The organism is Streptomyces clavifer, assembly GCF_036345975.1.
Lineage (GTDB): Bacteria > Actinomycetota > Actinomycetes > Streptomycetales > Streptomycetaceae > Streptomyces > Streptomyces clavifer.
Genome location: NZ_CP107793.1, coordinates 370,701 through 385,842, shown reverse-complemented (window position 1 = coordinate 385,842; position 15,142 = coordinate 370,701). Strand labels below are relative to the sequence as shown.

Annotated in this window: 10 protein-coding genes and 1 pseudogene; 6 read left to right on the top strand and 5 right to left on the bottom strand. The window is 72.1% G+C overall.

Annotated features, from left to right (window positions below; genetic code table 11):
- Positions 1–139 precede the first annotated feature (139 nt).
- Together OG927_RS01635 and OG927_RS01630 are read left to right on the top strand one after the other, a co-directional pair.
- On the top strand, positions 140–2,389 hold the full coding sequence (locus OG927_RS01635) for a serine/threonine-protein kinase (RefSeq protein WP_330319555.1): 2,250 nt from the start codon (positions 140–142) through the stop codon (positions 2,387–2,389).
- Between the two features lie 172 nt (positions 2,390–2,561).
- Complete coding sequence (locus OG927_RS01630) at positions 2,562–4,136, top strand: phytoene desaturase family protein (RefSeq protein WP_056787825.1); 1,575 nt, start codon at positions 2,562–2,564, stop codon at positions 4,134–4,136.
- Between the two features lie 93 nt (positions 4,137–4,229).
- Here the strand turns inward: OG927_RS01630 and OG927_RS35950 are convergent.
- From OG927_RS35950 to OG927_RS01610, 4 genes and pseudogenes are all read right to left on the bottom strand, one after another.
- Positions 4,230–4,277, bottom strand: a pseudogene (locus OG927_RS35950) (hypothetical protein); the annotation flags it as partial.
- A 282-nt stretch (positions 4,278–4,559) separates the two neighbouring features.
- A complete protein-coding gene (locus tag OG927_RS01620; RefSeq protein ID WP_124283258.1) occupies positions 4,560–5,933 on the bottom strand; it encodes an endo-1,4-beta-xylanase in 1,374 nt (457 codons plus the stop codon).
- A gap of 455 nt (positions 5,934–6,388) precedes the next feature.
- Entirely contained in the window at positions 6,389–7,030 is a 642-nt protein-coding gene (locus OG927_RS01615) for an SIMPL domain-containing protein (protein WP_330319554.1), read from the bottom strand.
- A gap of 38 nt (positions 7,031–7,068) precedes the next feature.
- On the bottom strand, positions 7,069–8,928 hold the full coding sequence (locus OG927_RS01610) for a serine hydrolase (protein WP_330319553.1): 1,860 nt from the start codon (positions 8,926–8,928) through the stop codon (positions 7,069–7,071).
- 277 nt (positions 8,929–9,205) lie between these two features.
- Here OG927_RS01610 and OG927_RS01605 point away from each other — a divergent pair, with 277 nt between their 5' ends.
- From OG927_RS01605 to OG927_RS01590, 4 genes are all read left to right on the top strand, one after another.
- On the top strand, positions 9,206–10,312 hold the full coding sequence (locus OG927_RS01605) for a calcium:proton antiporter (RefSeq protein WP_209471149.1): 1,107 nt from the start codon (positions 9,206–9,208) through the stop codon (positions 10,310–10,312).
- Between the two features lie 243 nt (positions 10,313–10,555).
- On the top strand, positions 10,556–12,067 hold the full coding sequence (locus OG927_RS01600; protein WP_330319552.1) for an acyl-CoA synthetase: 1,512 nt from the start codon (positions 10,556–10,558) through the stop codon (positions 12,065–12,067).
- Positions 12,068–12,331: 264 nt separating this feature from the next.
- Positions 12,332–12,832 carry a hypothetical protein gene (locus OG927_RS01595; protein WP_056787816.1) on the top strand — a complete coding sequence of 167 codons (501 nt, stop codon included), beginning with the start codon at positions 12,332–12,334 and terminating at the stop codon, positions 12,830–12,832.
- Positions 12,833–12,925: 93 nt separating this feature from the next.
- Positions 12,926–13,810 carry a class F sortase gene (locus OG927_RS01590; protein WP_330319551.1) on the top strand — a complete coding sequence of 295 codons (885 nt, stop codon included), beginning with the start codon at positions 12,926–12,928 and terminating at the stop codon, positions 13,808–13,810.
- Positions 13,811–13,844: 34 nt separating this feature from the next.
- Here OG927_RS01590 and paaK read toward each other — a convergent pair whose 3' ends face one another.
- A complete protein-coding gene (gene paaK / locus OG927_RS01585) occupies positions 13,845–15,134 on the bottom strand; it encodes a phenylacetate--CoA ligase PaaK (protein ID WP_330319550.1) in 1,290 nt (429 codons plus the stop codon).
- Positions 15,135–15,142 lie beyond the last annotated feature (8 nt).

The following is a 15,142-nucleotide window of genomic DNA, read 5'->3' as shown; positions in this document are numbered from 1 at the left end:
CCGGGTACACGGTGAACGGGGCGGGACGACTCGCCCGGGCAGCCGTCCCGCCCCGTACAAACTCCGCAGACAGGCCGCCATACTGGACGGGCCGGGGAGGGCGCAGCAACGGGCGAAGCGACGGGGGCGACAGCAGGCGATGGCGGAGACCAGGCTGATCCAGAGCCGGTACCGGCTGCTCGATCTGATCGGGCGGGGCGGCATGGGCGAGGTGTGGCGTGCCCGCGACGAAGCGCTGGGACGGCAGGTCGCCGTCAAGTGCCTCAAACCGATGGGGCCCCAGCACGACCAGGAGTTCACCCGCATCCTGCGCGAGCGCTTCCGCCGCGAGGCCCGGGTGGCCGCGGCGCTCCAGCACCGGGGCGTCACCGTCGTCCACGACTTCGGCGAGTCCGAAGGCGTCCTCTACCTCGTCATGGAGCTCCTGGAGGGACGCAACCTCAGCGAGCTGCTGGAGGACAACAAGCAGCACCCTCTGCCGGTGCCCGATGTCGTCGACATCGCGGAACAGGTCGCCGACGCCCTCGGCTACACCCACCAGCAGGGCATCGTGCACCGGGACCTCAAGCCGGCCAACATCATGCGCCTCGACGACGGCACGGTGAAGATCTGCGATTTCGGCATAGCCCGGCTGGGCCGCGACATCGGCTTCACCTCACGGCTCACCGGCACCGGGATCGCCATGGGCACCCCGCACTACATGTCTCCCGAGCAGATCAGCGGCAGTGAGGTCGACCACCGCAGCGACCTCTACTCGCTGGGCTGCGTCCTGTACGAGATCGCCACGGGCGTACCGCCGTTCGACCTCGACGACGCCTGGGCGGTCCTCGTCGGACACCGTGACACGCAGCCCGAACCGCTGCGCACCCACCGCGCCGAACTGCCCGGGTTCTTCGACCGGGTCGTCCTGGACCTGCTGGCCAAGACGCCCGAGGAGCGGCCCGCCGACGCGAGCGACCTCCGCCGGCGCATCGCCCTCGGCCGCACCGGCGAACAACCCGGCGGGCTGCTCCGGCTGGCCCCGCCCGTCCCCGTCCTGCACCCCGGCAGGCCGGCCGTCTCCCGGACACCGCAACTGCCGGCCTGGACCCGCAACATGACCACCGGGCACAAGGTGACCGGCGCGGCGTTCCGCGTCGACGCGCCGGTCGACCACTCGGCGGGCCTGACCGGGGCGTGGACGACCGGGACCGGGCTGTTGTCCCTTCCCGGCGCCCCGTCCGCCGCGCACCCGCCCCCCGCCCCGTCGCCCGAGCTGCTCGCCACCCTCGCCGGCCGGCACAGCGCCGGACTGAACCTGGCACGTCTGGGCCACTGGGAGGAAGCCGGGGAGGTGCACCGGTCGGTCGCGGAGACGCGCGAACAGGCCCTCGGCCCCGACCACCCCGACACCCTCGCCAGCCTGTACGAGGTCGGGTTCACCCTCAGCCGCACCGGACGGGCGGCCGACGCGCTGCACGCCTTCGGACAGGTCGCCGAGGGCCGCGGGCGATCCCTGGGCCCCGACCACCCCGAGACCCTCGCGGCCCGCCAGGAGACGGCGTACGTCCTGGGCCAGCTCGGCCGGCACTTCGAGGCCCACCAGGTGTACGCCGCCGTGCTCGCCTCCCGCGAGCGCTCCATGGGCACGGACCACCCGGACACCCTGCGCTGTCGTCACAACCTGGCCTACAACCTCAGCAGGCTGGGGCGCGTCGAGGACTCGTACCGGATGGCCCGCGAGGTGGCGGACGCCCGCGGCCGACTCCTCGGGGCGACGCACCCGGACACCCTGGCCACCCTCTACGAGGTGGCGTACACGCTCGGCCAGCTGGGCCGCTGGCCCGAGGCCCTGCAGACGTACCGCGAGGTCGCGCAGGCCCGCGCCGCAGTGGTCGGCGCCGACCACCCCGACACCCTGTCCGCGCGCTACGAGGTCGGCATCAGTCTCGGCAGGCTCGGCCGCAGTGCCGAGGCCCTGGAGCTGTACCGGCTGCTGGCCGAGGACCGCACCCGGGTCGACGGGCCCGCCGATCCGGAGACCCTGCGCGCCCGGCACGGCCTCGGCGTCAACCTCGGGCGGATGGCCCGCTGGGAGGAAGCCCTCGTCGAGTCCCGCGACGTGTGGGCGATCCGCGAGCGCGTCCTGGGCCCCGACCACCCCGACACGCTCCTCAGCCGCCGGGAGGTCGCCGTCGGCCTCGGCTGGCTCGGGCGCTGGGCCGAGGCCCTCACCGAGTACCGGAAGGTCGCCGAGGCCCGCGAACGGACCCTGGGCGCCGGCCACCCCGACACCCTCGCCGGCCGCAACGACGAGGCGCACTGCCTGGAGCAGCTGGGCCGCTGCGCGGAAGCGGCGGACCTGTACCGCCGGGTCGCCGACCTGCGTCGGACGGGCGGACCCCACTGAGCGGCGCCGACCACCACGCGGCCGTCCCGGCCTCGCGGGCCGCGCCCGCACCCGCGGCCCTCCCCGCATCCCGGCGGCCCCCCGGCGGCCTGCGCGCTCTGCCCCGACCGTCCGCCTCCGGGCACCCGCAGCCCTCTGGGCAGGGGTGATCATCCCGTGTTACGAAGGTGCCATGCCTACGGACGAGACACACGCAGCCGGCAAGCCCGCGCACGACCGCTATGACGCGGTGATCGTGGGCGGTGGCCACAACGGCCTCGTCGCCGCCGCCTACCTCGCCCGCGCCGGACAGTCCGTCCTCGTCCTGGAGCGTCTCGGCAACACCGGGGGAGCGGCCGTCTCCACCCGCCCGTTCGACGGGGTCGACGCCAGGCTGTCCCGCTATTCGTACCTCGTCTCGCTGCTCCCCTCGAAGATCGTCCGGGATCTCGGCCTCGACTTCGCCGTACGCAAGCGCACGGTCTCCTCGTACACCCCGGTGGTGCGCGGCGGACGGGCCACCGGGCTGCTCATCGGCGGCGACGGCACCCGTGCGTCCTTCGCGGACCTCACCGGCGACGAGCGTGAGTACGACGCGTGGCAGCGCTTCTACGCGATGACGCAACGGGTCGCCGAGCGGGTCTTCCCGACGCTCACCGAACCCCTGCCGGCCCGCGACGGACTGCGGGCGAGGATCGACGACGCGGACGCCTGGCGCACGCTGTTCGAGGAGCCCATCGGCGTCGCCGTCGAGGAGCGGTTCACCGACGACCTCGTACGTGGCGTCGTGCTGACCGATGCCCTGATCGGTACCTTCGCCGACGCCCACGACCCGTCGCTGCTCCAGAACCGCTGCTTCCTCTACCACGTGATCGGCGGCGGCACCGGGGACTGGGACGTCCCGGTCGGCGGGATGGGCGCGCTCACCGACGCCCTGGCCGGGGCGGCCCGGGCCGCGGGCGCCGAGATCCGCGTCCTGCACGAGGCCACCCGTATCGACACGGACGGGACCCGCGCGGAGGTCACCGTCCGCTCACCCGGCGGGGAGCGGGTCGTCGCCGCCCGCCGGGTCCTGGTCAACGCCTCCCCGCAGGCACTGGCCGCACTCCTCGGCGAGGAGCGGCCCGCCCCGGCCGAGGGTGCGCAGCTGAAGGTGAACATGCTGCTCACCCGGTTGCCGAAGCTGCGGGACCACGCGGTCGACCCGCACCGGGCGTTCGCCGGCACCTTCCACATCGCGGAGGGCTACACACAGCTCGCCGACGCGTACCGGGAGGCAGCGGCGGGACGGCTGCCCGCCGCCCCGCCGTCCGAGATCTACTGCCACTCGCTGACCGACCCGTCGATCCTCGGCCCCGAGCTCGCGGCCCGCGGCTACCAGACCCTCACCCTCTTCGGGCTGCACACCCCCGCCCGGCTCTTCGCCGCGGACAACGCAGCGGCGCGCGCGGCCCTGCTGGAGGCGACCCTCGCGGAGCTCGACAGCCACCTGGAGGAACCGATCGCCGACTGCCTGGCCCTCGACGGCAACGGCGAGCCGTGCATCGAGGCGAAGACACCGCTCGACCTGGAGCAGGATCTGAGGCTGCCCGGCGGGCACATCTTCCACCGGGACCTGTCCTTCCCGTACGCCACCGAGGACACCGGCCGCTGGGGTGTCGAGACCGCGCACGCCAACGTCCTGCTGTGCGGGGCGGGCGCGGTGCGCGGCGGAGGGGTCAGCGGGGTGCCCGGCCACAACGCCGCGATGGCGGCGCTGGGCCGGTGACGGGACACGGGTGGGCGGACCACGGGTGACGGCGACGGTCGACGAGGGGCGGATGCGGTCCGTCAGCCCCACCGAGAACGACGCGGGAGCGGTTGCCCGCGCCGCGAAGTTCATCCCGTCGAAGTACGAGAGCGTCCGCATCGCCTCCTCGACCCGGAAGCGGTGCCCGGACGGCCGGCGGGCGATCTCCGCGTACGTCGGAGAGCCGGCCGGTCCGCAGGGCACGGTTGATCCGCTGCCTGACCGCGTCGAGTTCCGGCGTCCAGCGGATCCATGGCAGGTGGGCCGTGCCATCACCGTCCGGCCGCGCGTCGGCGGTGACGGCGAACCGCCTCGCCCGGTCGCAGGAACGGGCGGGGCGGGGGCGGTACGGCGGGGGCGCGTGCGAGGGTTCCCGCCCCGCCGTACCGATGGCCGCCCCGTTCAGGAGGCCGTGCAGGAACCGACGACGGGCGTCGACGTGCTGCCGTTCGTGCTGACGGTGAACCCGAAGGACGTCGAGGCGCCCGCGGCGAGGTTCCCGTTGTAGGTGGGCCTGACCGTCATGACGTTCCCACCGGTGTCCCAGGTGGGTGCGCCGTTCCAGGTGGCGGTCACCTTCTGCGGCGAGGCCACGGTCACCGGCACCGTCCAGGTGCTGATCGCGGCGCTGCCGGCCTTGATGGTCACCTCCCCGTTGTACCCCCCGTTCCAGGTGGCGGTCCGGGTGAACGCGGCCGTGCAGCTGCCCGTGCCGCCGCCACCGGTGGAGCCGCCGAGCGCGGCGAGTACCGCGTCGTACGCGGGCTTCCTGCTGTAGTTCCCGTCGAACAGCAGCGGGGTGCCGCTGCTGCGCCACGAGTACTTGTCGGTGACCCCCCACACCGTGATGCCGGTGCAGCGCGAGACCGCCAGGCAGGCGTTCACGACGGCGGCGTACGAGGCGGCCTGGGCCGAGCCGGAGCCCTCGATGTCCAGCTCCGTGATCTGCACGTCGACACCGAGGTCGGCGAAGCGCTGCAGATTGGCCCGGTAGTCGGAGGGGACGGGGGAGTTGCTGTTGAAGTGCGACTGGAACCCGACGCAGTCGATCGGCACGCCGCGCTGCTTGAAGTCCTTCACCATGGCGTAGACCGCGTTGCTCTTCGCGTTCTGGCCGTCGGTGTTGTAGTCGTTGTAGCAGAGCTTGGCGCCGGCATCGACTGTACGGGCGGTGCGGAACGCCTCCTCGATGAATCCGCTGCCGAGCTTGTCCTGGAACGGCGAGCTGCGGCGTGCCCCGCTGCTTCCGTCCTGGTACGCCTCGTTCACCACGTCCCAGGAGTCGATCTTGCCCTTGTAATGCGTCATCACCTGCGTGATGTGGTTGTTCATCGCCGTGCGGAGATCAGCGGTGCCGAGGCCGCCGACCCAGCCGGGCAGTTGTGAGTGCCAGACCAGCGTGTGGCCCCGGACCTTCATCCCCCTGCTCTGCGCGTGGTCGACGATCCGGTCGGCCGACGCGAAGTTGAACGAGTCGCGGGTGCCCTCGATCGCGTCCCACTTCATCTCGTTCTCGGGCGTCACCGAGTCGAACTGCGCGTCCAGCGTGGACGCGTACTGCGCCTCGCCGAGGTGGTTCGCCGCCACGGCCGTGCCGAAGTACCGGCCCTTCGCCGCCGCGGCGTCGCCGAGCGTGCCGACCGCCTCGGCCGGACCGGCGAGCGAGATCACGCCTGCCATGGCGAGGACACCGGCCATGACGAGGGACAGGGCTCGTCCGGTACGGGGCGGCAGGTGGGGGCGGGCGGACAGGCCGCCGGGGGATGTCTGAACCATCGCGTTTCCAGCCTCTTCTTCCGGATGCCGGGCGGATCCAACAGAACGCCCGGACGGGTCGGTCGGGACCGTTCGAGGTGCTGTGCAGCCGCCGGTGGCTACGCCTGGGAGCGCGGCAGCGGCGGGAAGGCGAGCAGTGGAACAAGGGGAGCGAGGGAGAGTATGCGCTCAACGGGAAATCGCGTCAACGGCGTATTTCCGAAATATTTCCGAGCGGGCATGTGAAGCTTCGGCGCCTCTCGTTCATTCTGCCTGCGTAGATGATGTGGTTCCGGTACGTGACCGGACTCATCGGCGAGAAAGGCGCGTAGGACGCGGGCGCATGACGAAAGGTATTCACTGAGCGCACCGAAAGTTTCGATCCGGATGTTCGGCTCTGTGCGAGGGCTCATGAGAAGGGCGCGGGCCGTCCCCGACTCGGCCCGCGCCCGCTTTCGCGCCCCCAGGCGCGTGCCTCAACTGCCGATGAGCGAGAGACCGATCACGACACCCGCCGACACCGTCACCTTGCCCGGCGTCAGATCGCCCTCGCCGCCTCCGTCGTGCCCGCCGTGGCCGCGGTAGTTCTGGAGCTGCTCCGCGTCCACGTCCTTGATGTGGACGACGGGTCCGAGCCGCACATCCGCGGCTGCGGCGTACAGTGCGGCCTTCTCGCGTGCCGCGGCCACGGCCGCCGTACGCGCCCGGGCGCGCAGCTCCTTCTTCGCACTCACGTCGAATTCGACGCTCTCGACCTGGTTGGCCCCCGCGTCGACGACGTCGATGAGCACGGTCTCCAGGAGGTCCAGGTCCCGCAGCTCGATCACGAACGACGCGGTGCACTCGTAGCCGAGGAACGTGCGCTCGCTGCCGTAGCTCCACTGCGACGACAGGTTCAGCCGTGATGCCGACACTGCGGCCTCGGGCACCCGGTGCCCGCGCAGGACCTCCCGGATCCGGTTCACCCCGACCCTGGTCGCGGCGAACGCGTCACCCGGCGTGTTCCTGGTCTGCTCGATGGCGACACGCAGGCGTGCCAGGTCGGGTGCGGCATCCACGCTCGCCGCCCCGAACACCGACACGCCCCACGGTGCCTCTATGGACTGTGTTCCGTTCATGCCCGTCATCCAACCAGCCGGACCGCCGGTCGGGCTCCTCAGTCGGCGGAGACCGTCCACCCCGTCGCCTCGACACGGCCGGAATCGCCGGGCCTGTTCCCGTCGAACAGGGTGCGGCCACCGTCCCGGACGCGCAGGCCGTCGACGTACGCACCGCGCCCGACATACAACTGGTCGGTGGTGTAACGCCACCGCAGCCTGACCTCGGTGCCGTGCCATGCCGCCAGGTCCGCGTCGAGGCGGTGCCAGACCCGTCCGGACCAGCCGGACACCGAGCCCGCCGGGTGCGGCTGATCCGGCCGGGGCCGCCCTGAACCGGCTGGAGAAGTCGTGAAGGGCACCGGCTGCCACGTCGCTCCGGAGTCCGACGAGGCCTCCAGGACCAAGGAGTCCGACGACGGCTCGGTGTCCCACCAGAGCGTGCAGCTCAGCACCGCGTGCGCGGTGGCCGGACGCAGCGCGGGCAGCGCCAGCGTGGCGGTGGCCGCGCTCTCCATGCCGGAGAACCAGGCGGTTTTGCCCCGGGCGGGGCGGACGGGCACGGCGCGCGCCATCCGGTTGGCGGCCGCGACCCGCGGCGCACTGCCCGAGCGCCAGCTGCGCACGGGGTGCACCGAGTTTCCCAGGATGATCAGGAAGGAGTCCGTCGTCGGATCGATGACCAGGCTGGTGCCGGTGAATCCGGTGTGGCCGGCGGTGCGCGGCGTGGCCATCGCGCCCATGTACCAGTGCTGGTAGAGCTCGAAGCCCAGCCCGTGCTCATCACCCGGGAACGCGGTGTTGAAGTCGGTGAACAGCAGCTCCACCGAGTCCTCGGACAGGATGCGGGACCTGCCGTAGACGCCCCCGTTGAGGAGCGTACGGGCCAGCACGGCCAGGTCCCACGCGCACGAGAAGACCCCCGCGTGGCCGGCGACCCCGTCCAGGCTGTACGCGTTCTCGTCGTGGACCTCGCCCCAGACCAGCCCGCGCTCCAGCCCCGACCAGGGCAGCCGGGCATCCTCGGTGGCTGCGATCTTCGGCTTCCAGGAGGCGGGCGGGTTGTACCGCGTGCGGTGCATCCCGAGTGGAGCGGTGATCTCCTCGCGGAGCAGCACGTCCTGGGTGCGGCCGGTGATCTTCTCCAGGACCAGCTGCAGCGAGATCAGATTGAGGTCGGAGTAGAGGTACTTCGTTCCGGGCGCGGAGGCCGGCACCTCGTTCCAGAGCAGGCGGAGCTTCCCCTCGCGGGTCGGCTCCTTGTACAGCGGGATCCAGGAGCGGAAGCCCGAGGTGTGAGTGAGCAGCTGACGGACCGTGATGTCCTGCTTGCCGCCCCCGGCGAAGTCCGGCAGGTACGAGGCGACCGCGGCCTCCAGCTCCAGCGTGCCCCGCTCGATCTGCTGCACGGCCAGGATCGAGGTGAAGAGCTTCGACACCGAGGCGAGGTCGAAGACCGTGTCCTCGGCCATCGCGATCTGCTGTTCCGCGGGGAACTCCACGCCGGTGTCGGTCTTCTCGTCGTAGGCCGCGTAACGCACCGCCTTGCCGATCGGCCGGTGCAGGGCCACGGTTCCGCCGCGCCCGGCCAGCAGCACGGCGCCCGCGTACCAGGGGTGGGCGGGTGAGTCGGCGAGGTACTTCTCCGCGTCGGACACGAGCTGGTCTAGCGGCTCGTCCAGCAGACCGGCGCGCGCGGGGGAGCCCCGGCGCAGCGTGGGCCTGCGCGACCCTGATCCCATGTCCGTCCCGGCTCCCGCTCCCGTGCCGGCCGCCTCCGTGTCCCGACCGGCGCCGACCGCCGTGCCCGCCGCTCCCGCGAAGGGGATCGGTGCGAGGACGAGTGCTCCGCCCAGCGCCAGTATCCCGCCGCCCATCCTCCGGCGGCTCATTCCCCGGTCCGACACGTCCCCGGTCATCCGGAACCCCTTCCCCTTCATGTCGAAAGCACCGGCACGAAAGTAACTTTCGAAATCTCGTCCGATGGTGAAACTTCCTGCCGAAGCAGAGGTTACTGTCACCTCGGCCGCCCCGTGGGCCTCTGACGGAACAAAGAATCTGACACCCCATCAACGTGGCGGCTCCCGGCGGACGGCGGAGCGTGCGCGACGGCCGACGGCGCGTCCTCGGTGAACCGCCGGCACGATCTCCGATCTCCGGCGCGCGCTCCCCGCCCACCTCTGGCAGCCTGTGCCCATGAACGCGAGCGCGACGGTCCGTGCCCTGGTCACGCAGTGGACCGTCGCCGTACCGGTGATCGCGGCACTCGCCCTGGTTCTCAGCTGGGGGCGCACGCTCTCCCCGTTCGCGGTCGCCGTCGTCGCGCTCTGCCTCGCGGGCGCGGTGCTCGCAGCCGTCCACCACGCGGAGGTGATCGCCCACCGCGTCGGTGACCCCTACGGCTCGCTGATCCTGGCGGTCGCGGTCACCGTCATCGAAGTGGCGTTGATCGTCACCCTCATGGTGGACGGCGGACCCGAGACGTCCACCCTCGCCCGCGACACCGTCTTCGCCGCCGTCATGATCACCTGCAACGGCATCGTCGGCCTCTCCCTGATGGTCGGCGCCGTACGCAGCCGCGTCGCCGTCTTCAACGCCGAGGGCACCGGCGCCGCACTGGCGACCGTGACGACCCTCGCCACCCTCAGCCTGGTCCTCCCCACCTTCACCATCGGAAAGCCGGGCCCCGAGTTCTCCCCGGCCCAGCTCGGCTTCGCCGCCGTCGCCTCGCTCCTGCTCTACGGCCTGTTCGTCGCGGTACAGACCGTGCGGCACCGCGAGTACTTCCTGCCGCTCACCCAGGACGGCAGACCGCGTGAGGAGGCCGACCCGGCCGCCCTGCCCGGAAGGGGCGCCACCACCCTCAGCGTGGTCATGCTCCTGGTGGCGCTCGTCGCCGTCGTCGGGGACGCCAAGGCCGTGTCGCCGACCGTCGAATCGGGAGTGGAGGCCGCGGGGATGCCGCAGTCCGTGGTCGGCGTCGTCATCGCACTGCTCGTCCTCCTGCCGGAGACCCTCGCCGCCGTACGGGCCGCCCGACGTGAACGCGTGCAGACCAGCCTCAACCTGGCCCTCGGCTCGGCGATGGCCAGCATCGGCCTCACGATCCCGGTGATCGCACTCACCTCGATCTGGCTGGACGGACCGCTGCACCTCGGCCTCGGCGCCACCCATATGGTGCTGCTCGCGTTGACCGTCGTGGTGGGAGCCCTGACCGTCGTCCCGGGGCGCGCCACCCTGCTCCAGGGCGGGGTACATCTGGCGATCTTCGCCGCGTTCGTCTTCCTGGCGATCAGTCCCTGATGCCGCGGTCCGTCCGGCCGACGACCAGCCCTCGGCGCCTCCTCGCCCTCCCGACGACCAGCCCCCCACGCCTCCTCGCCCTCCCGGCGATCAGGCATCACGCCCTCCTGCGCCTCGTGGCACCCCGTCATGGGCCGGCCTTCCCGACCGGGCCGCGACAGGGGGCGGCCCCGTACGCCCGTACGCCGTCCGCCGGGGCCGCGACCCTTGACCCCCGGCCCCCGGGCCGCTCAGGATCACGCCATGACAGGTGTACGCAGCAGCACAGTCGACGGTGTCGTGGCACGCAGCGCACGGCGCACCCCCGGGCGCACCGCCGTGCGGTACGCGGGCCGGTCCTGGACCTACGCCGCGCTGGACGAGGCGGTCGGCACGGCGGCCGCCGTCCTGACCGGGGCACACGGACTGCGCCCGGGGGACCGGGTCGCCTCCTACGCCCACAACTCCGACGTGTACCTGATCGCCTACCTGGCCTGCGCCCGGGCCGGACTCGTCCACGTACCGGTCAACCAGAACCTCACCGGCGACGACCTGTCGTACATCCTGCGGCAGTCCGGCAGCTCCCTCGTCCTCACCGACCCCGGCCTGGCCCCCCGCGTCCCCGCCGGACACCCCACGCGCGCACTGCGCGACGCACCGGACTCGCTCCTCGGTGAGCTGGAGACCCCGCGTCCCTTCACCCCCGCGCACACGCCCGGCGCCGACGACCTGGTCCAGCTGCTGTACACCTCCGGCACCACCGCCCAGCCCAAGGGCGCGATGATGACCCACGGCGCCCTGGTCCACGAGTACGTCAGTGCGGTCACCGCGCTCGACCTGCGCGCCACCGACCGGCCCGTCCACTCGCTGCCGCTCTACCACTCCGCGCAGATGCACGTGTTCCTGATGCCCTACCTCGCGGTGGGCGCGCAGAACACGATCCTCGACGCTCCGGACGCGGGCCGGATCTTCGACCTGGTCGAGGCCGGGCAGGCGGACAGCCTGTTCGCCCCGCCCACTGTCTGGATCGGTCTCGCCAACCACCCGGACTTCGCCACCCGCGAGCTCGGCGCCCTGCGCAAGGCGTACTACGGCGCGTCGATCATGCCGGTGCCCGTGCTGGAACGCCTCCGCGCCCGGCTGCCGGAGCTGGCGTTCTACAACTGCTTCGGACAGAGCGAGATCGGCCCGCTCGCCACGGTCCTCGGCCCCGACGAGCACGAGGGCCGGATGGAATCCTGCGGCCGGCCCGTGCTCTTCGTCGAGGCGAGGGTGGTCGACGAGCACGGCAGGGAGGTGCCCGACGGGACGGCGGGCGAAGTGGTCTACCGCTCCCCGCAGCTGTGCCAGGGCTACTGGGACAAACCGGAGGAGAGCACTGAGGCCTTCCGTGACGGCTGGTTCCACTCCGGTGACCTGGCCGTTCGTGATCCGGAGGGCTATTTCACGGTCGTCGACCGGGTGAAGGACGTCATCAACTCCGGAGGCGTGCTCGTGGCCTCCCGGCAGGTGGAGGATGCCCTTTACACCCACTCCGCGGTGGCCGAAACGGCGGTCGTGGGACTGCCCGACGACCGCTGGATCGAGGCCGTCACCGCGATCGTCGTCCTCCGCGGCGTCGCGACGGAGGACGAACTGATCGAGCACGCCCGCGAGAGGCTGGCTCACTTCAAGGCCCCGAAGAGGGTCCTGTTCGTGGACGAGCTGCCGCGCAACGCCAGCGGCAAGATCCTCAAGAGGGAGCTGCGGGACCGGTTCTCCCAGGTGTCGTCCTGACGGTCGGACGCACGGGGGAACACGTCCTGGGGCCTGCCCCTTAACCCGTTCGTCCGCCGGGCGGCTGATCGTTCCTCAGGCCGGGCCCTCGCCCGGTGACCTGGGGAAACGATCACCGGCTGGTGGATTTCTGCGCCTGGCCGGGTGACGCGGAGGGCCGGCCGTCGTGTTGCGGCGGTGACGGACTGTCGCTTGCCTCGGAAACGGAGCACAGCAGAGGCGCCGCGCAGACAGGCCGGACCCTGCTCCCGTTGGAGGATCCTCATGCGCAACACACGCATCGGTGCGGGTATCTGTCTGGCCATCGGTGCCCTCGCCCTCTCGGCTCCGGCCGCAGCGGCGGCGGACACTCCCGCCGCCGAGCAGACCCTTCGCATCCATCCGAAGAAGGCGTCGCCGGGCTCGAAGGTCACGGTCACCACCAGAGCCTGCGGCAAGGAGACCTACGGCAAGGGCGTCTCGGAGGCCGCGGGCGACTTCCACCTCTTCGGGGGCGACCGTCCGGGCGTGCTCGTCGGAGAGTTCGAGATCCCGGCGGGGACCGGGCCGGGCATCGACACCGTCACCGTGAAGTGCCCGCCGCGGATCAAGATCACGGACACCTACGAGATCGTCGGCCGCGCCCCGACCGGCGGCGTGGACGCCGGCTTCGGTGCCCCCGCGGACCAGGGCACGCAGCTCGCCGCGGGCGGCGTCCTGCTCGCCGGCGCCGTGGCCGGGGGAGTGGTCAGGATGCGGCGTCGGACGGCAGCCGCCGGCGCCTGACCGCACGAGCCCTGTCGCGCGGCCCCCGGACGCCGCACCGGCCCGGGGCCCGCGGACTCCCCACCCACCCGCGGCGAAGCAGAGGCACACGCGATGGAATCCGGGCGAAGGACCAGCACGCCACCGCAGACGTTCCCCACCGTCAAACACCTCGTCTGGGCCCTGGTGGCGGGCACCGCCCTGGTGGTCAGCGGTACACGGGACGGGAACCCGCCGCAGCCGCCGCGCGCCCATACAGTCCCTGCCCCCGCCCCGGCGGCCTCCGGCGCCTCCCCCGGGACAGCCGCGCCGCCCACCGGCCGGTCTCCGGAGCCCGCCGCGGCCCTGGCCTACATGGCACCGTCCCGCCCCGCCCCCGCACCCCCCGCCTTCGTGAGCCCGGCCCCCGTACCACCGGCGCTCGCACCCCCGCCTGCCGTGCGCCCGGCCCCCCTGCGCCCCGCGCCGGCGCTCCCTGCCGCGCCCGCCGCCGCGACACCGGCCCCCGGCCGCAGTGTCCCGCCGAGTGCCGTCCAGCCGCTGCCGCGGTCGGAACCCGTCCGCCTGCGGATCCCCGCCATCGGCGTGGACGCCCCCCTGATGAGGCTCGCCCTCGACGCGGCGGGAGCGCTGCAGCCCCCGCCCGACAACAACCCCGTCCTCGCAGGCTGGTACGCCGGCGGGACGGACCCCGGCTCCGTGGGCACCGCCATCACCGCCGGGCACGTGGACACCCGCCTGGGGCCCGGCGTCTTCCAGGAGCTGGGCTTCGTACGCGAGGGCGCCACCGTCGAGATCATCCGGGCGGACCTGACGACCGCCGTGTTCACCGTGTACGCCGTCGAGGTCTACGACAAGGGCAGCTTCCCCGACAAGAAGGTCTACGGCGCCTCCGCCCGGCCCGAGCTCCGGGTGATCACCTGCGGAGGCGACTACAGCAAGAAGACCGGCTACCGGAGCAATGTCGTCGTGTTCGCAGCCCTCACAGGGCAGCGCTGAGTCCTGCGCTCCCCAGCCGGCGTCCCCTCGCTCCTCAGCCGGCGTCCCTGAGGTCGACGATTCGCTTGATCTTGCCGACCGAGCGCTCCAGCGTCTCCGGGTCCACGATCTCGACCCCGACCGTCACACCGATCCCGTCCTTCACGGCCGCCGCGATCAGCCGCGCGGCAGTCGCACGGTCCTCCGGCGTGGCACCGGCCCGCGCCTCGGCCCGCACGGTCAGTGCGTCCAGGCGCCCCTGCCTGGTCAGGCGCAGCTGGAAGTGCGGTGCCACGCCCGGTGTCCGCAGCACGATCTCCTCGATTTGGGTGGGAAAGAGATTCACCCCCCGCAGGATCACCATGTCGTCGCTGCGGCCCGTGACCTTCTCCATCCGCCGGAACACCCGTGCCGTACCGGGCAGCAGCCGCGTCAGGTCCCGGGTCCGGTAGCGGATCACCGGCATGGCCTCCTTGGTGAGCGAGGTGAACACCAGCTCACCCTCCTCACCGTCCGGCAGCACCGCGCCGGTGAACGGGTCGACGACCTCCGGATAGAAGTGGTCCTCCCAGATGTGCAGCCCGTCCTTGGTCTCGACGCACTCCTGCGCCACACCGGGACCCATCACCTCGGACAGCCCGTATATGTCGACCGCGTCGATCGCGCACCGCTCCTCGATCTCCCTGCGCATCTGCTCGGTCCACGGCTCGGCACCGAAGATGCCGACCTGCAGCGAGGTCGTGCGCGGGTCGACGCCCTGGCGCTCGAACTCGTCCAGAAGGGTCAGCATGTAGGAGGGCGTGATCATGATGATCTCCGGCCCGAAGTCCTGGATCAGCTGCACCTGCCGTGCCGTCATGCCACCGGACGCCGGAACGACGGTGCAGCCCAGCCGCTCCGCTCCGTAGTGCGCACCGAGCCCTCCGGTGAACAGTCCGTATCCGTACGCCACATGGACCTTGTGGCCCGGGCGCCCGCCCGCCGCCCTGATCGACCGGGCGACCACGTCCGCCCAGGTGTCCAGATCCCGCTCGGTGTACCCGACCACGGTCGGCCGGCCGGTCGTCCCGCTGGACGCGTGGATGCGCCGCACCCGCTCCTCGGGCACGGCGAACATGCCGAACGGGTAGTTGTCGCGCATGTCGGCCTTGACGGTGAAGGGGAAACGGGCGAGATCGGCGAGTGTGCGGCAGTCCTCGGGCCGCAGGCCTGCCTTGTCGAACGCCGCCCGGTAGAAGCCGACGTGGTCGTACGCGTGCCGCAGCGTGTCCCGGAGCCGTTCGAGCTGCAGCGCCTCCAGCTCGTCACGACCGAGCCGCTCGGCCGCGTCCAGCAGAGCCGTCATGCGGATGA